The organism is Xanthomonas prunicola (assembly GCF_002846205.1).
In the GTDB taxonomy this organism is placed as follows: Bacteria; Pseudomonadota; Gammaproteobacteria; order Xanthomonadales; family Xanthomonadaceae; genus Xanthomonas; species Xanthomonas prunicola.
On the sequence record NZ_PHKV01000007.1, the window covers coordinates 119,608 to 137,530 of the forward strand.

The following is a 17,923-nucleotide window of genomic DNA, read 5'->3' on the forward strand; positions in this document are numbered from 1 at the left end:
CCAGGTTCTGCGAACCGATGTCAGGCCGGAATGCCGCGCCCCTCACCGCAATCAGTACACATCGCGCCGATAACGGCCCGCCGCGGTCAATGATTCCAACCGCGTGTCACCGAGAAGTTCTCGCACCGTTGCGTCGACTTCGCGCGCCATGCTGTCCAGACTGCCGCAGACATAAATGACCGCGCCACGGTCGATCCAGTGCCGCAGCGTGTCGCCGGCTCCGCGTAGGTGATGCTGCACGTAGCGCTTGTGCGGTTGATCGCGCGAGAACACCCACTCCAGTTGCTGCAGGTGCCCACTCGCCTGCCAGGCTTGCAACTCGTCGGCGAACAGGCGGTCGTGTGCAGCATGCCGCTCACCGAACAACAACCAGTGCCCATGCACGCCGGCCAGCTCGGCTTCGCGTAACAGCGCGCGCAGGCCGGCAATGCCGGTGCCATTGCCGATCAAGACCATCGGCATTGTGTCGACCCGATGAAATCCGGGATTGGTGCGCAACCGTGCGCGCACCGGCGTGCCGACCGGCGCATGGCAGATCAGCCAACCCGAACCCAGACCGGGGCTGCCATCGGCACGCGCGGTCAGCCGCACCACGACCCTCGCGGTTCCATCGGCCGGCACGCTGGCGAGCGAATAATCGCGCGTGGGCAGCCAGGCGCAGGCATCCAGCCAGGTTTGCGGATCCGGAGCATGGGCGAGCGGCGTTGCAGGCGGCTCCGGCAGCACGCGCTCGGCGGCGGCCTGCTGCAGCGGCAGTAACTGCGCGTCCACGTGCACCAGCGCGTCCGGCGACAGACCCCATGCAGCCAGACAGACGCGCACCTGCTCTTGGGCATGCGCGGGCTGCACTTCGAGGATGTCGCCGGCTTGCCACCGTGCTTGGGCCGGTGGCTGCAGATCGATGCGCCAGATCGGCGCTCCTTCGCTGCCCGGATTCAGATGCGTGCGCGAGGACAGCGTCCATTCGGTCACCGTGGGCCGTGCCAGGGGCGCGGCGATCACCGGTGCACCGGCGATCTGGCCCAGCTGCGCATGCCATTGCGCCAGCGCCTGCGGATCGCTGTTGTCCATTTCCACTGCAGGAAACAGCGCGCGCGCGCCCTGCGCATCCAGCCATTGGTCGACACGCCGCGAGAACCCGCAGAACTGCGCATATTGGCGGTCGCCCAGCGCCAGCACCGCATAGGTCAGTTGCGGCAATTCCAGGCGTTGCCGCAGCAGTCCGCGCTCGAAACCGCGTGCCGCATCCGGTGGCTCGCCATCGCCAAACGTACTGATCACCAAGAGCGCATGCCGGGTGCGTTGCAGCTCCTGCGCATCCAGCTGCGCCAGCGAGCGCACCTGCACCGGCAAGCCGGCCGTCTGCAAGTGCCCGGCGGCCTGCCACGCCAGGCGTTCGGCAAACCCGCTCTGGCTGGCGAACGCAATCAACCATGGCGCTGCTTGCGACGCCGGCGCGGCGCCCTGCAACACCACACGCGCGGCGCGTAGTTCGCGTTTTTTGCGGCGCCGATCCAGATACAGCATCCAACCGGTGACGAAGAACACCGACATGCCAAGGCTGGCCAGCATCACCACGATGCGCCCGGGCAGCCCGAAAAAACTGCCCGAATGCAGCGGGAACATGCTCACCGCTACTTGTTGCCCGCGCGGCAGCAGCGCGTAGTCCTGGCGCTGCTGCAGTGCCCCGCTGTCCGGCGCGATATCAAGACTGTTGTAGGCGCGATCGTGAGCGGGGTTGTCAGGCAAGAACCGCACATTCAGAGGCTGCCCGGCGCGCGTGGGAATGCGCAGATCCAAGGCGGCGCTGCGGGTGGCCGCAATGCCATCGAGCGTGCGCTGCACGCGTGCGAAATCGACGGTGGCCGGGCGGTTGTCGCCTTTGTCGCCGCGTATCGCAGGCGCGGCGCCGAGCAAGGCCACCATGCCATCGCGATACCAGGTGTAGGACCAGGTCAGCCCGGTCAGGGCGACCAGCAGATACACCAGCAGGCACCAAGTGCCGAACACCGCATGCAGGCTCCACAAAAAACTGCGCCCCTGCCGTCGCCATTCCACCACCCACCAGGTCCGCGGGCTCCACCACCGCCGCGGCCAGCGCAGATACAGCCCCGATGCGCAGAAGAACAGCAGGATCAAGGCGCACGCACCGGTAACCGCCTGACCGCGCGTGCCGGCCGTCAGATTGCGGTGCAGGTCTTCGATGAAGGCAAACGCAGCGCTCAGCCGCGGCGGCGCGAGCCGCTCCCCCGTGTAGGGATCGAAATACACCCGGCCACCGCCCTTGCCGGATAGGCGGGCGGCAGATGGACGCGCGCCAGTGGGGTCGATCAACAGGCGCGTGACCGTGTGTTTCTGTGCCGCATCGGTCGCCGTCAGATCGAGCCGTTGCAGCAGCACGTCCACCGGCAAGGGGCGCTCGCCCGCAGCATGCCGCTGCGCCAGCTGCGCGATGGCCGGATTGGCCATGCGCACGATCTCGTTCTCGAAGGACATCGACGCGCCGGTCAGCCCCATCACTGACAGCACCAGCCCGGCAGTGATGCCGAGCAGCCAATGCAGCTGGAACAGAAGCGTCTTGATCAAGACCTGGACACGAAACAGGACGGCCGACCATTGTAGATGAGAATGAGTCTCGCATCCGACCGGCACGCTGATGGCGTTCTGCCGCAGCTTGGCGTGCAGCCCTCGCAAACGGCCCGCCTTGCTCCCTGCGCCCTGCAGCGCGCCGTCATCTGCCGCACATGTCGCGGTCATCGTTTGGACATCGCACGTTGCCACCTTCCTCACTCCTTTCGGCAAGCGAGCTCTGCAATGTCCTTCTTCTTGCGCGGTTGTGTGGCCCTGGCAGTGGTGTGCACGACCTCCGTGGCGGTCGCCGCCACCAGTTGTCCCACGCTTTACGCCAACGGCACTCCGCCTGCCGTGAGCAGCGCCACCACCCGCACGACCGAGGTGTGCCACACCGAATACGTATTGCTGGCCTCGGGCGCGACCAAGGACCCGGTGTACTCGGCCGAGCACCTCACCGACCAGCAGGTTGCCGGCGCCGAGGCGATCGGCCGGGTCGGTTCCTTCCACGACGAAACCGGTATCCCGGCCGCCGATCGCTCGAAAAGCTCCGACTACACCAACACCGGCTACGACCGCGGGCACATGACGCCGGCCGGCGATGCATCGACCGAAAGCTCGGAAAAAGAGACCTTTTCCATGGCCAATGTCGTCCCGCAGAACCATAAGCTCAACACCGGGCAATGGGCGCACATCGAAGAACAGGTGCGTCAGCTGGCCAAGCAGCACGGCGAGTTGTACGTGGTGACCGGCCCGACGTTCGACAGTGGCACCGCAGCGACCATCGGCACCGACAAGGTCGCCGTACCGGCGTATGTGTGGAAGGCCATCTACGAGCCGGGCGTGGGCGCGGGCGCGTATCTGTGCGTCAACGACAACAGCATCAACTGCGATGTGGTGTCGATCAATGACCTGGTCATGATGACCGACGTGGACCCGTTTCCGTCGCTCAGCGCGAGCGTGAAGTCGCAGGCGATCGCGTTGGTGCTGCCGTAACGTCCACGTTTGCGTGGCATGCGGCTGCATGTGCGTCACGCTTGCGGACGGCGCACGCGAACGGCAATCGGGATCGGTCATCGCAGCGGCTGGGTGCCATGCAGGCGCATGTGCCCAGCCGCTGTCAGTTGGTGCCGGCGCCCGCCTCCGGCGCGGCGCAGTGCGCGGCCAATCCAGCCGCCAGGGCCGCGAACACCGCACTGCAGGCCGCACTGGCGCGCAGGTCTTGATGCATCGTGACCCAAACGTCCAGGGCAATGCCGACCTGCTGCGGCAACACCGGCAGCAGGCGTGGCATCCGCCGTGCCAGCGCCGCCTGGCAGAAGCCGATGCCGCATCCGGCACGGATCAACGCCAGCTGCGCCAGATCGCTGTCGGCACGTAGCGCAAAGGCCGCAGGCTCCCAAAACGGGAAACCGGTGCGCGCGCCGCGCAGGAACGGAGTGTCCGTGTCGAAGCCCACTAGCGCGTGTTGCGCCAGCTCGTCCGGGCGCTGCGGCACGCCATGCCGGTCTACATAGTCCGGATGGGCGTATAGCCCGATGGCGATCTCACCGACGCGACGCGCCACCAGCAGGTCCTGCTGCGGCCGGATCATGCGCACCGCCACGTCGGCTTGGCGATGCAGCAGATCCTGCACCCGATTGCTCAACACCAGTTCCATGCGCAGTTGCGGATGCGCGTGACGCAATGCAGCCAGGATCGGCGGCAGGATTTCCGCGCCCACCACTTCGCTGGCGGAGATCCTGACCGTGCCCTGCACCGCGTCGCCATGCCGGCCAGCTGCGCGCTGCAACGCAGCGGCAATGTCGGCCATGGCGCGCGCATGACCGCGCAACGCCTGTGCGGCATCGGTTGGCAGCAGTCCGGTGTGCGAACGCACGAACAGCGGCACTGCCAGCAGTTCCTCCAGCGCCGCGACATGCCGCCCGACAGTGGGCTGTGTCAGACCCAGCGCGCGTGCAGCCGCAGACAGCGAGCCCTCTTCCAGCACCGCGAGGAAGGACCGGTAAAGCTCCCAACTGATCGTATCGGCCATACACAAATGTATAGCTGCATGCAGATCTTCGGCAATTTATTCGCAGCAACAGTCTTTCCACACTGGCCGCATCTCGACAGCGGAGCAGGCCCATGACACAGACAGCAATCGCCCTCGTTCTCGGCGCCAGTGGCGGTATCGGCGGCGAACTGGCGCGGCAACTGCGCGATGCAGGCTGGCAGGTACGTGCGCTGCAACGCGGGTTGGCGGCCGCTGCGGAACACCGCGACGGCATCGACTGGCGTCGCGGCGACGCCATGCAGCGACAGGATGTCCTGCAGGCAGCACGCGGTTGCACGGTGATCGTGCACGCGGTCAATCCACCCGGCTACCGGCGCTGGTCCGAGCTGGTGCTGCCGATGCTCGACAACAGCATCGCAGCGGCCCGCGCCGAAGGCGCCAACATCGTGTTGCCCGGCACCGTCTACAACTACGGCCCCGACGCCTATCCGTCACCGGACGAGGAGGCGCCGCAGACACCGACCAGCCGCAAAGGCGCGATCCGGGTCGAGATGGAGCGCCGCCTGCAGGCCGCCACCGCGCACGGCATGCGGGCGCTGATCGTGCGCGCCGGCGACTACTTCGGCCCACGCGCGCTCAGTAGCTGGTTCGCCCAGGGACTGGTCACCCCGGGACACCCAGTCACCAAGGTGACCCTGCCTGGCGCGCCAGGCGTTGGCCATCAATGGGCCTACCTGCCTGACGTTGCGCAGTGCATGCTGCGGCTGCTGCAGCGCCGCGACACGCTACCTGCGTTTGCCCGCCTGCACATGGCCGGGCACTGGGATGCCGACGGCACGCAGATGGCAGCCGCGATCGGCCGGGTGGTGGTGCGCCATGGCGGCGCGCAGCCGACACTGCGTCGCTTTCCATGGTGGGCAATCCCGCTGGCCAGTCCGTTTGTGCCGCTGGCACGCGAACTGCGCGAGATCCGGCCGCTGTGGCGCCACCCGCTGCGCCTGCGCAACACGCGCCTGCGCGAGGTGCTGGGGGAGGAACCGCACACGCCCCTGGACGCGGCCGTTGAGGCAACGCTCAGCGCATTGGGCTGCCTGCCGACAGCGTTGCTGGCATCGGCGCACTGATGCAGATGCGCCTGCGGCGCCATGGCCGCAGGCGCTCGCGCTCAGCGCGTTTCGCGCAACCAGCGCGCCACTTGCGGGGCGAAATAGGTCAGCACGCCATCGGCACCGGCACGCTTGAAGGCCATCAACGCCTCGAGCACGCACGTGCGCTCATCCAGCCATCCATTGGCTGCCGCCGCCTTGAGCATCGCGTACTCGCCGCTGACCTGATACGCGAAGGTCGGCACGCGGAATTGGTCCTTCACCCGGCGCACCACATCCAGATACGGCATGCCCGGCTTGACCATCACCATGTCCGCGCCTTCTTCCAGATCCAGGGCGATCTCGCGCAAGGCTTCGTCGCCGTTGGCCGGGTCCATCTGGTAGGTGGTCTTGTCGGCCTTGCCCAGATTGCCGGCGCTGCCCACCGCATCGCGGAACGGGCCGTAGAACGCCGATGCGTACTTGGCCGAGTACGCCATGATGCGCACGTTGAGATGATCGTCGGCATCGAGCGCGCGGCGGATCGCGCCGATGCGGCCGTCCATCATGTCCGAGGGCGAAATGATGTCCACGCCCGCCTGTGCATGCGACAACGATTGCTTGACCAGGGCCGCGACGGTGATCTCGTTGAGCACATAGCCCTTGGCGTCGATGATGCCGTCCTGGCCGTGGGTGGTGTACGGGTCCAGCGCCACGTCGGTCATGACGCCCAGTTCGGGAAAGCGTGATTTCAACGCACGTACCGCCCGCTGCGCCAGGCCGTCCGGGTTCCAGGCTTCGGCCGCATCCAGGCTCTTGCCGGCCGGGTCGATCACCGGGAATAGATCGATCACCGGGATGCCCAGTTCCAGCGCGTTTTCCGCCTCGCGCAGCAACTCGTCCAGCGACAGGCGTTCTACGCCCGGCATCGACGCAATCGGCGCACGGCCGGGCAACTCGTGCACGAATACTGGCCAGATCAGGTCATCGGTGGTCAACGTGTTTTCGCGCATCAACCGACGCGAAAACGCATCGTGGCGCATGCGGCGGGGGCGATAGTGCGGGTGGGCCATGACAAGGCTCCTTGTGACAGCCCACAAGTTTACGCCCGCCACCTTGCTGCGGACGCCGCTGCGACGCACTGTCGCAGCGCTGCAACCGCTAGATCACGCCGCCGCCCAGGCTCAGGCGGATCACCCCGACCACGATCACCAGGGCGTTGAGCAGCAGGCCGGTCTTGGCGCGGCCACGATGGCCGGCCGAGGTAAACAACAGCGCGATCGCCGCGATCAGCGCACCCACTGCCGCGAACGGAATCAGGAACCAGTTGCCCCAGCCCAGCAGCGGAATGAAGGCCAGCACCATCCACAGCAGCGCCACGATCCCCCACAACAGACTGATCAATCCCACGTGCCACCTCGCATTGAACAAAGCACGAGCTTACCGGCGCCGCCGTCCGCACGGCGTGGGCGGGTGGTCATCATGACCAATGGCGGCTTGGCGGCAGCCTCACATGGGCGTGGCTAGTCTGCGACAGCGCCCGCTGCGATTCAGAGTGCTGACAGGACGATTGTGTAGCCGTCACGCAGTGGCACGGCGGCTCGTCGCGTCGTGTTAGCCACTCTTCAGTCCGGGCGCCGGATCATCGCCGTCATCACCATCTTTCAGGGGGCCACATCATGAACAGGCATTTCGTCGTCGGCGCTGCATTGGCCCTGCTGCTGGCCGGCTGCGCCAGCAGTTCCAAGGTAATGCTCGGCCAGGCACGCGCCCCGATCGACCCCGCCCAGGTGCAGGTCTATTCGCATGCCCCGGTCGGCTCGGTGGAGATCGCCCAGCTCGAATCCACCAGCGCCGCCGGCTTCGGCACCCAGGGCCAGACCGATGCAGCCGTGCAGCGCCTCAAGCGCGAAGCCGCCAAGCTGGGCGCCAACGGCGTGGTCATCGTCGGCGTCGGCTCGGAGCGCTCCGGCGGCGGCCTGTCGGTCGGCGGCGGCAGCTACGGCGGCCGCGTCGGCGGCGGCCTGGGGATCGGCATCCCGACTACCCAGAAGCGCGCGGCGGGTATGGCGATCTGGGTGCCGGCGGGGGTGCAAGACTAGGACCGCTCGCTGATTGCTCCTCTCCTGCTGACAGCAGTCGCTACGTACCTGCGGCCAGTCAGTTAGCTAATATGGCTGCCTTCGAAAGCGTTATCGACCTTTGATTGCCGACCCGCATGCGTCCGGACGTTCATGGCTTGGACGCATGCCCACAAGGTGAAACCCGAGATAGGATGCGTTATCTTGCCCGAGCAGATGAGTTTGCAGATAGCGCCTGCGCATCTCACAAATAGGAATTGGGTGCTCTTAGTGAATGATCAAATCGCCAATCATTGATGAATTGCATCTATTGACCTCCCTGGACATAAGGACTAGCGATGAAGAACTTGATATGGATATTGGTATTGTTTTTTGCCGGCCAGGCCGAGATTCAGGCGCAAAGCGTTTATGAAAAGCTTGTGTGCCGCGATAATGACCCATTCGTATTCTGTACACAGGGATGCAAAGGTGCCGACAAGAATTGGATAGCGATAGATCCAATCAGTGGGACAACAGCACCGATGCTAGGCTACTGTGTTCAACCCAGTCTCTCCGTCTGCTGCAAAGGCCCGTATTGCGGACCATGGACCCAGACTGGAATCGATGCGTATTACCAGTACAAAAGGATCTGCCCCAAAGCGATGAAGCGAGGTAGTTGGAATGGCAAGAGGCCGCCTGAAAACGTTCCTCATGACCATTGAGTGCAGATGCACTGGATAGTCGTCGTGAAGCGGCACATGCGCATCAGACGATGTATGGCTGCCTGCGCTCTCCAGCCTCAAAGAACCGGACCGGCTAGTTTCGGCAGGCGCCAATCACTTCTGCCGTTTGAAACGCATTGCACCCGTTCGATGTAGCTGCAGTCTGAAGACATCGAAGTCGATCCATCGGCGCGTCATTCGGGACCGCGCCGCAGATCCAGCCTCGCACAGCTGTCAGAGTCAATCAATTTGACTGGCTGTGATTACCTAGCTGCGCCGGGATGAACTGGGTTTCCACCGCCTTGGCCAGCTGATCCGGTGGTAGCAGGCCCTGGTCGAGCAGGAAGTTGTTGAAGGCCAGGCGGTCGAACTTCTTGCCGAGGGCCAGTTCGGTGCGCATGCGCAGTTCGAGGATGCGGGTGTAGCCGTAGAAGTAGCTGCCGGCCTGACCGGGGGCGCGGACGGTGTAGCGGTCCAGTTCCTGGCGGGTCATCGCCGGCGACAGGCCGACGTCGTCTTCCAGCACCTGGCGTGCGCGTTCGCGGTCGATCAGGCCTAGGTTGAGCATGGGGTCGAGCATGGCGCGGGCAGCGCGCAGCAGGCGGAACTGCAGGGCGATCAGCTGGCCGTCGAGCGGTTCGTACGGCACCATTTCGGCTTCGGCATACAGCGCCCAGCCTTCGACGTTGACCGAGTTGAACGCGAACATGCTGCGCGCCAGCGACACGCCGCGTTCGACCATGGCGGTGAACTGTAGCTCGTGGCCGGGGCGACCTTCATGCGCGCTGAGCGTCCAGGCGGCCGAGCCGAAGTTGAAGTCGTCGTACTGCTCCTTCTTGCCGCCCTCGGCGGACGGGTTGCCCAACGGCAGCACGAACTGGCCCTGCTGGCCGGTATTGCCGATCAGCGGTGCGGGCAGGAAGTGCGGTGCCGGTTGCGCAGCGCTTTCGGCGGCACTGCCCAGGCGCATCTGCATCGGGCGGTTGGGCACATCGACGATGCGCTGCTGGCGGATGATCGGGTCGATCTGGTCGATCACGCCGCGGTAGTGGGTTTCCAGCTGGTCGTCGGCGATCTTGTTGCCCTTGAGCGCACGGATCACCTGCACGTAATCGCTGCCCTGCACGCCCTTGGCCTTGGCCACCAGCGGTGCCAGCTGGCGCATGGCCGAGCGGGTTTCCATGAATTCCAGCTGCGCGCGCTGGATCAGCTGCTGCGGCGCGATGTCGATCCCGACCTGCTTGAGCTGGAAGGCGTACAGCGGCTCGGGCAGGCGGGTGTCCTTGCGCGCCTTGGGCAGCACAGTGCTGCGGGTCCAGGCGGCGTAGTCCTTCAGTTGCGTGGACATCGCCTTGAGCGCTTCGTCGGCGCCGGCGATCTTGTACTTGGCGAACAGCTCGCCGATGCCTGCGACGTAGGTGTCCACGTTGGCCAGCGCCTGCTCCACTTCGCGCTGGGTGGGCTGCAGTAACGCGGTGTTGCCCAGCTTTTCCTCGTAGCGCTGACGCGCCAGCGTGGTGGTGGGCGTGCTGCCCGGCACCAGGCCGACGTAACGCTTGAGGCGGTCCAGCGCCTTGGCGCGGCGCTCGGGCACGGTCTGGTCGGAGAGCAGACCGTTGAGGCCACTGAAGACGACCTCAGGCGCGTCGCTCCAGGGCAACAGATAGCGCTCGTTGAGTTCGCTGCCTTCGATGTTCTGCTCGGCGGCGCCGATCATGATCTGCAGGTCCTGGCGCACGTTGGCGTCGCGCTCGGTGGTCAGCTTGGCCTGCAACGTGGCGCGTGCCTTGCGCATGGCATCGCGGTAGCGCGCGGCGTTGTCCAGGCCCAGGTCGACGACCTGATCGTCATAGCCGGGCACACCGAAGAAGCTGGCGTATTCGGGCTGGAACGGCGCCTGCGCGTTGAGCAGGATCTGCGCATACCCGTTGCTGGTCTGCACCCAGGCCGGGCTGGCGGGTTGTGTCGGCGCGGTCTTGCCGGTCTGTGCCTGCAACGGCAACGAGGAACCGAGCGCCAGCGCAACGGCGAGAACGAGTGGCTTCATGAGGCAGATCCGCGAAGTGAGTAGCGCGACCCTACCCATCTGCAACGGCCGCGGCAATCTGCCTTAGGTCATGGCAGGCAGGGCTGCGGTGGCGATGCGATGGCAGGCAACACATCGATCGGGTCGCCATCGATGCCGGCGAAGGTCAGTGTCTGGTAGGTCCAACGGCCATGCCGGCGTGTGGCATCCACCTGCACGCTGCCCTCGCCGCGCGGGCCCTGCAGCCCAACGCTGAAATGCGCCTCGCCGGTGGGACCGGAGTAACGGACGCTGCCGTTGGGCAGGAAGGCTTCGGTGATCGGTGTGCCAAGCAGTCGCACGACCCGCGCATCGGTCCTGGCGATCTGCAATGCGTCGCGATACACATCGCTGGATTTCACCGCTGCGGAAATCACGCAGATCAACGCGCCGATCACCAAGGCCAACAGCACGAACAGCACCACGCCGATGCCGGGGACGACCCACCTCCAATGCCGGCTCCAAAAATCATGCGCGCGCTGGGGCTGCGGTGATGCTGGAGGAATCGGTGGCGGCAGGGACATGGCACTCCTTGTGCGAACACTGGTAAGGGCGGGCGATCGGTGCAACGCATCGGTGTGTGTTTAGTCGTGCACCGGCATCAAACAGCGCTGCAAAAACGTTTCGGCAGTCTTGTAACGATGCAGTGCGGTTGCACCCGACAACCCATGCTTCGCGCCGGGATACGTCATCAATTCAAACGGGGTGCCGCGTTGCTGCAGCGCGCTCATCAGCGCAGTGGAGTTGGTGAACAGCACATTGTCGTCGGCCATGCCGTGGATCAGTAGCAGCTTGGCGCGCAGTCCATCCAGATGCGTGGCGATGCGTGCGTCGCGATAGCCTGCGGCGTTGTTAGCCGGCAGGTCCATGTAGCGCTCGGTGTAATGCGTGTCGTACAGGCCCCAATCGGTGACCGGTGCGCCGGCCACGCCGCAGGCATAGGTCTCGCTGTGCTTGGCCAGCAACATCAAGGTCATGTAACCGCCATTGGACCAGCCCTGCACGCCAATCCGCTTGGCATCGACCCAGGGGTGTTGTTTGAGCCAGGCCACACCTTGCAGCTGGTCGTCCACTTCCACCGTGCCCTGCTTGCCGTACAGCGCGCCCCCGAAGTCGCGCCCGCGCCGTGGGGTGCCGCGGTTATCCAGCGAAAACACCACGTACCCGCGCTGGGCCAAGTACTGGTCGAACAAGGCATCGCCGCGGCTGGGCCAGGCATCGAGCACGGTCTGCGCCGCCGGGCCGCCATACACATAGACGATGACCGGGTAGCGCTTGGCCGGGTCGAAATTGTCCGGCTTGGTCAGGCGGTAATGCAGCGGTGTCTTGCCGTCGACAGCGCTGAGCGTGCCGAATTCGATCGGGCGCTGCGCGTCGCGGTACCTGGCGTACGGATGCTGTGGGTCGCTCAGGTCGTTCTTCAGCAGCGTGGCGATCTTTTCGCCATTGGCGCGAAACAACTCGATCTGCGGCGGCGTGGTGGTGTTGGACCAGGTGTCGACGTACACGCTGGCGTTGTTCGCAAAGCTGGCCGCGTGCGTGCCGTTGACGCTGGAACGCTTTTCGATTGTGCCGCCGGCCAGCGGCACGGCATAGAGATGGGTTTGCGTGGGCGCGTCTTTGCTTGCGGCGAAATACACCGTGCCGGCCTGTTCGTCGACGGCGAGCAGGCCATCGACGACCCAGTTGCCGGCGGTGAGCGGCGTCAGCGTGTGGCCGTCTTCGGACGCAAGATACAGGTGCTCGTAACCACTGCGTTCGGAGTTCCAGACAAAGCGGCCGTCCTTGAGAAATCGCAGGTCGTTGCTGAGCGGAACCCAGGTTGGCGAGGTTTCGGTGATGAGCGTGCGCTGCGCGCCGCTGACCAGGGTGGTTTCGATCAGCTCAAGGGTTTTCTGGTCGCGCGACTGGCGCTGGAAGGTCAAGCGCTGCGCATCGCGCCAATCCACACGCGCCAGATAGATGTCCGGGTTCTTGCCCAGGTCGATCCAGCGCGGAGTCGCCTTGGCGCGCGGTGCGATCACGCCCAGTTGCACCGCTACATTCGGCTGGCCGGCCTGCGGATAGCGCTGGCTGATCACCTCGGTTTGGTCGGCATACACTTCCGGACGCTTCTGCACGGGCACCTGCGCTTCGTCGATGCGCGCGAAGGCAATGGCCGAATCGTCCGGCGCCCACCAATAGCCGGTGTGGCGAGCCATTTCTTCGTCGGCGACGAATTCGGCCACGCCATTGCCGATGGTCTCGCTGCCATCGTGGGTCAGCTGCAACGCGTTGCCGTTGGCCAGATCGATTACCCACATGTTGCGCTCGCGCACGAAACTGACGAAGCCGCCCTTGGGCGAAAGTTTGGCGTCGGTGGCGAAGCCTTCGCCATGGGTGAGCTTGCGCACTGCTGCTGCGCCGGTCTTGCATAAATCGTACAGATACAACTCGCCACCGAGCGGGAACAACAGCGCGTGCGCATCCGGTGCCCATTGGTAATCGACGATGCCGGTGAGCGCGGCGATGCGTTGGCGTTCGCGACGGGCTTTTTCGACATCGCTCAGGACCTCGGTGCCGGGCAGCACGACCTTGGAATCGACCAGCAGGCGCGTCTGGCCACTGGCGATGTCGTATTCCCACAGATCCAGCTGATTGCGATCGCCGTCCTTGCCGCGCAGGAAGGTCACGCGCGAGCCATCCGGCGCCACCTTGGGTTTCATCAGCGTGGGGCCGGCAAGCGGCAACGGGCCGGTGATGGCCTCCAGCGTGAGTTTTTCGGCGTGGGCCATGGGAGCGGTACTGAGCATGAGGGCAAGAGCGGCGAGCAAGCCGCGCATTGAAGATCCTGGCGGAAGTGCTGGCACAGGATGCAGGGATGGTGAAAGTTTGAGAAGCGCGGCGATGCGGGCGTTGGTCGCTCGGGCGTGCGTGTACGCAGGGATGGTGCCGGGGTTGTGCATGCAGCGCGGGATGTCTGTGAGCGCTCGATAACAATCGAGCGTCAGCGCGCGTGGCGTACGACACCGTACCCCAACCCCACTCCCCACTCCACGCCCAAGCCCGCGTTTGCGAGCCGGGCGCGCCAGTGGCGCGCATGCCATGCCTTTTCGTCCCGAGGGAGAGGGTTTCAAGCGCCATGTCGCACTGCGATGCGCGCTCTGCCGGTGCGGCTGCGCCTTCAGCGCTTACCGAACAGGTGTTTGCGCTCTTCATCGCTGAGCGGCTTGCCGGCGTTTGGGTTGACCTGCTCCTTGAGGGCATAGGCACGTTGCGTGGCCGGACGCGCGGCGATGGCGTCGTGCCAGCGCTGCAGATGCGGGAAGGCGCCATAGTCCGGCTTGAGGTCGCCATACACGTCGATCCACGGATAGCTGGCCATGTCGGCGATGCCGTAATCGTTGCCGGCCAGGAAGGCATGGTCGGCCAGGCGCTTGTCGAGCACGCCATGCAGGCGGCGCACCTCCGTGTTGTAGCGCTCGATCGCGTAGGGAATCTTTTCCGGTGCATAGACGTTGAAGTGGCCCATCTGGCCGCTCATCGGGCCCAGCCCGCCCATCTGCCAGAACAGCCATTCCAGCGCGGCGATGCGACCGCGCGCATCGCGTGGCAGAAAGCGGCCGGTCTTCTCGGCCAGATACAGCAGGATCGCGCCGGATTCGAACACGCTCTGCGGCCCGCCACCGTCGACCGGTGCATGGTCAACGATGGCTGGCATCTTGTTGTTAGGCGAAATCTGCAGGAACGCCGGTGCGAATTGTTCGCCCTTGCCGATGTTGACCGGCTTGACCGTGTACTTCAGCCCGGCCTCTTCCAGGAACAAGGTGACTTTGTGGCCATTCGGCGTGGGCCAGTAGTACAGATCGATCATCGTGCGCTCCAGTCAAAGGTAGGGTCGTGGCGGCAGACACAACGTCAGGCGGCTGTCTGGCGTGCAGGCATCTGGCCGGCACGCACCTGACGAATCCGCTTGCCAGTTGCGCACTCAAGACTCGCGCTCGCTGTGTCACTGTCATCGCATAGCGCGATACGTTGCCATCCAGGCACGATGGTAAGGCCAAGCGTTCGCGCGCGGATGCGTCGCAAACCCTGCCCAGTGGAACGATGTGTGACGCGATTAGGTCGCGGTCGATGCTGCACTGCAAATTGACTTTGTTAAGGCCGCACTAACAAATGCTCGATTGTTCGTTCGACCTTTGCCTGTCCCGCCTTGGGCCGGCCTTATCTTTTTGTTTGGGGAAGCAACTACCGTGAGAGAGACTCGCACCCTGCCGCGCACGCGGCGCCTGACGTCTGCCCTGCTGTTTGCATTGTCGACGCCGCTGGCCGCGCAGACCGCGCCGGCGCCGCAGTCCGCATCCACCGTTCCGGGTTCCAGTCAGGCCGACCCCGCCACCCTCGATACCGTCCAGGTCAGTGGTATCCGCGGCAGCCTTACCTCGTCGATGAACGTCAAACGCGATGCGCAAGGCATCGTCGATGGCATCGTGGCCGAAGACATCGGCAAGTTCCCCGATACCAATCTGGCTGAGTCGTTGCAGCGTATCAGCGGTGTGTCGATCGACCGCTCGCTGGGCGAAGGCTCGCGCGTCACCGTGCGCGGTGTCGGCCCGGACTTCAACCTGGTGCTGTTGAACGGCCGGCAGATGCCGGGTGCCAGCATCGAGGAATCCAACGCCTCCAACTCGCGTGCGTTCGACTTCGCCAACCTGGCGTCCGAGTCGATCTCCGGCATCGAGGTGTTCAAGACCAGCCGTGCCAGCACGCCCACCGGCGGTATCGGCGCGACCATCAACATCAAGACCGCCCGTCCGCTGGATAATCCGGGCATGCATGCCAATGTCGGCCTGAAGGGTGTGCACGATGCGTCCAACGAGAACCTGCCGGGCCGCTTGCAGGGCGATTCGCTGACGCCGGAAATTTCCGGCATTTTCAGCAACACCTCGGCCGACGGACGCTTTGGCGTGTCGCTGAGCGGCAGCTACCAGGAACGCGACTTTGGCTACAGCCAGGTTGGCGTGCCCAATGGCTGGCGCGCATTCCGTGGCGATTCGACCGCCTACGGCACCATTCCGCAGCCGGGTGCGCCGGGCTCGGAGAACATCGTCAACCGCCCTGGTCCGAACGATATCTATTCGGTACCGCAGAACCTCAATTACCGCGTGGTGGGCGTCGAACGCCAACGCACCAACGGTCAGCTGGTGCTGCAGTACAAGCCGCTGGACAACATCACCACCACGCTGGATTACACCTACTCGGAAAACAAGATCCAGCAGCAGCGCAACGAGATGTCGGTGTGGTTCAACTACGGACCGTCCGCCAGCTCCTGGACCAAGGGACCGGTCGCAGGTCCGATTACCTATTCGGAAATCGTCGATCCCCCCACCAGCGATCTGGCCACCGCCGGCTCCAAGGCGGCCACGCGTAACCAGAACAAATCGCTCGGCTTCAATGTGGATTGGGCGGTGAACGATCAGTTCAAACTCAACTTCGACATCCATCGCTCCACCGCCGAAGCGGGCGCGGACAGCCCGTATGGGTCGAGCAACTCGCTGGGCGTGTCCGGCTTCTACCGCGGCACCTCGGTGGTGGATTTCAGCAAGGATTTCCCGGTGCTGCAGCAGCAACTGGGCTTCGGGTTGAACGGTCTGGACCCCTCGCGCACGCTGGTCACCGGCTCGGCATTCCGCAACAGCTACATGAAGTCGGAAATCGATCAGGCGCAGGTCAACGGCGACTTCACTTTCGAAAACTATTCGCAGTTGAAGTTCGGCATCGGCAGCACCGAGGTCAAGAACCGCTCGGCGTTCTCCAACGTGCAGCGCGACACCTGGGGCGGCAACGGCACCGCGGCCGATTATCCGGACGATCTGTGGATTCCCAGTTCGTTTGCGCAGTACTTCGATGCGATCGACGGCAGCGGCAATCCGCAGCAGTTCAACCAGCTGTACCTGTTCGACTTCGAGCGCGTGCGCCAGGCCGCTGCGCAAGCCGCTGGCAATGACGCGCTGTATCGCATCTCGCCGGTGTTCACCACCGACCGCCGTGTGACCGAAAAGTCCAAGAACGCCTACCTGCAGTGGAACAACAGCTGGGACGATCTGCGCGTGCCGATCAGCCTGGCCGCCGGCGTGCGTTACGAAGAAACCAAGGTCCAGGCGCAGGCGCTGGTACCGGTGGCAGTGGGCATCGACTGGGTCGCCAACAACGAGTTGCCGATCCGCCTGGCCGACTCGGCGTTCGCCGGCGGCAGCGGCAAATACGAATACTGGCTGCCCAGCCTGGACCTGAGCTTCAAGCTCACCGAAGACTTGGTGCTGCGCGGCAGCTACGGCGAAACCATCGGCCGTCCCGGCTGGGGCGACATCCAGGGCGGGCAGACGCTCAACCAGATCGCGCGCCTGGAAGGCGGCACCGGCCAGGAAGGCAACCCCGGCCTGAAGCCGCTGCTATCGCACAACATCGATTTCTCGCTGGAGTGGTACTACAGCGATGCCAGCTACGCCTCGGTGGGCTTCTTCCGCAAGAACATCGACAACTACATCGGCGTCACTACGCGTAACGACACCTCGCTGGGCTTGAACACCCCGATCGGCGGTGCGTACTGGAACGAAGCGCTGGGCAATGGCTGCGCCTCGGCCGACCTGACCTGTATTCGCAACTACATCTTCCGCAACCGCGGCGGTTCGCCGGGCGTGGTACGCGGCGCTGACGATGCCAACGGCAACGCCACCGGCGTGATCAGCGGGCAGCCGGGCGATCCGGTAGCCAACTTCGCCATCACCGCGCCGGCCAATCAGCGCTCGGCATCGTTGGATGGTTGGGAATTCAACCTGCAGCACATGTTCGGCGCCAGCGGTTTCGGCGTGTCGGCCAACTACACCAAGGTCGATTCCGGGCTGACCTACAACAACTACGTGATCGGCGAGCAGTTCGCGCTGGAAGGCCTGAGCGACTCGGCCAACCTGGTCGGCTTCTACGACAAGGACAAGTGGCAGGTACGTGCGGCCTATAACTGGCGCGACGAATTCCTGGCCGCGCGTTTCGACGGCAGCGGTCAGCCCAATCCGGTCTACACCGAAGCCTACGGCCAGCTGGACCTGAGCATCGGTTACCAGTGGACCGAGAACCTGTCGCTGAGCCTGGAGGCGATCAACCTCACCAACGAAATCCAGCGTCAGCATGGCCGGCAGAAGAACGAGATTATCTATGCCACCCAGACCGGTCCGCGCTACATGCTGGGCCTGCGTTACAAGTTCTGGTGATCCACGCTCTGGCGATGCAGCAATGACGGCATCGCTGCAGTCCCCCGCATCCATTCCCCGGCAGCCTGTCTGCCGGGGAATGGACACGGCCGTTGCGCCCGGCCCGATGACGTGAATGCGTCCAGGGCTTGCCGTGCAGTGGCGATTCGTTGAAGCATGGGCCACGCGCCCGGCGTG

12 protein-coding genes are annotated in these 17,923 nt (G+C 64.8%); 4 read left to right on the forward strand and 8 right to left on the reverse strand.

Annotated features, from left to right (window positions below; all coding sequences use genetic code 11):
• Positions 1-51 precede the first annotated feature (51 nt).
• Positions 52-2,586: a PepSY domain-containing protein gene (locus tag XpruCFBP8353_RS18185; protein ID WP_101364495.1), complete on the reverse strand. Its 2,535-nt coding sequence runs from the start codon at positions 2,584-2,586 to the stop codon at positions 52-54.
• A gap of 228 nt (positions 2,587-2,814) precedes the next feature.
• Between XpruCFBP8353_RS18185 and XpruCFBP8353_RS18190 the strand changes: the two genes are divergently transcribed.
• Complete coding sequence (locus tag XpruCFBP8353_RS18190) at positions 2,815-3,567, forward strand: DNA/RNA non-specific endonuclease (protein WP_101364459.1); 753 nt, start codon at positions 2,815-2,817, stop codon at positions 3,565-3,567.
• 124 nt (positions 3,568-3,691) lie between these two features.
• On the opposite strand, the gene XpruCFBP8353_RS18195 is transcribed toward XpruCFBP8353_RS18190, so the two are convergent.
• Positions 3,692-4,606: a LysR family transcriptional regulator gene (locus tag XpruCFBP8353_RS18195; RefSeq protein WP_101364460.1), complete on the reverse strand. Its 915-nt coding sequence runs from the start codon at positions 4,604-4,606 to the stop codon at positions 3,692-3,694.
• 92 nt (positions 4,607-4,698) lie between these two features.
• On the opposite strand from XpruCFBP8353_RS18195, the gene XpruCFBP8353_RS18200 reads away from it, so the two are divergent.
• Entirely contained in the window at positions 4,699-5,691 is a 993-nt protein-coding gene (locus XpruCFBP8353_RS18200) for an SDR family oxidoreductase (RefSeq protein ID WP_101364461.1), read from the forward strand.
• 41 nt (positions 5,692-5,732) lie between these two features.
• On the opposite strand, the gene hemB is transcribed toward XpruCFBP8353_RS18200, so the two are convergent.
• Both hemB and XpruCFBP8353_RS18210 read right to left on the reverse strand, forming a co-directional pair.
• A complete protein-coding gene (gene hemB, locus XpruCFBP8353_RS18205) occupies positions 5,733-6,725 on the reverse strand; it encodes a porphobilinogen synthase (protein WP_101364462.1) in 993 nt (330 codons plus the stop codon).
• Between the two features lie 88 nt (positions 6,726-6,813).
• Complete coding sequence (locus XpruCFBP8353_RS18210) at positions 6,814-7,056, reverse strand: hypothetical protein (protein ID WP_207759681.1); 243 nt, start codon at positions 7,054-7,056, stop codon at positions 6,814-6,816.
• 275 nt (positions 7,057-7,331) lie between these two features.
• Between XpruCFBP8353_RS18210 and XpruCFBP8353_RS18215 the strand changes: the two genes are divergently transcribed.
• Entirely contained in the window at positions 7,332-7,754 is a 423-nt protein-coding gene (locus XpruCFBP8353_RS18215) for a hypothetical protein (protein WP_101364463.1), read from the forward strand.
• Positions 7,755-8,678: 924 nt separating this feature from the next.
• On the opposite strand, the gene XpruCFBP8353_RS18225 is transcribed toward XpruCFBP8353_RS18215, so the two are convergent.
• The 4 genes from XpruCFBP8353_RS18225 to XpruCFBP8353_RS18240 all read right to left on the reverse strand — a co-directional run bounded on the left by XpruCFBP8353_RS18225 (position 8,679) and on the right by XpruCFBP8353_RS18240 (position 14,352).
• A complete protein-coding gene (locus tag XpruCFBP8353_RS18225) occupies positions 8,679-10,481 on the reverse strand; it encodes a DUF885 domain-containing protein (protein WP_162301109.1) in 1,803 nt (600 codons plus the stop codon).
• A 68-nt stretch (positions 10,482-10,549) separates the two neighbouring features.
• Positions 10,550-11,023 carry a cytochrome c oxidase assembly factor Coa1 family protein gene (locus XpruCFBP8353_RS18230; protein ID WP_207759674.1) on the reverse strand — a complete coding sequence of 158 codons (474 nt, stop codon included), beginning with the start codon at positions 11,021-11,023 and terminating at the stop codon, positions 10,550-10,552.
• Positions 11,024-11,083: 60 nt separating this feature from the next.
• Positions 11,084-13,321 (reverse strand): S9 family peptidase, encoded by a 2,238-nt coding sequence (locus XpruCFBP8353_RS18235; RefSeq protein ID WP_101364464.1) that lies wholly within the window; start codon positions 13,319-13,321, stop codon positions 11,084-11,086.
• Positions 13,322-13,662: 341 nt separating this feature from the next.
• A complete protein-coding gene (locus XpruCFBP8353_RS18240; protein WP_101364465.1) occupies positions 13,663-14,352 on the reverse strand; it encodes a glutathione binding-like protein in 690 nt (229 codons plus the stop codon).
• Between the two features lie 379 nt (positions 14,353-14,731).
• On the opposite strand from XpruCFBP8353_RS18240, the gene XpruCFBP8353_RS18245 reads away from it, so the two are divergent.
• A complete protein-coding gene (locus XpruCFBP8353_RS18245) occupies positions 14,732-17,746 on the forward strand; it encodes a TonB-dependent receptor (protein WP_101364466.1) in 3,015 nt (1,004 codons plus the stop codon).
• The last annotated feature ends 177 nt before the right edge of the window (positions 17,747-17,923 follow it).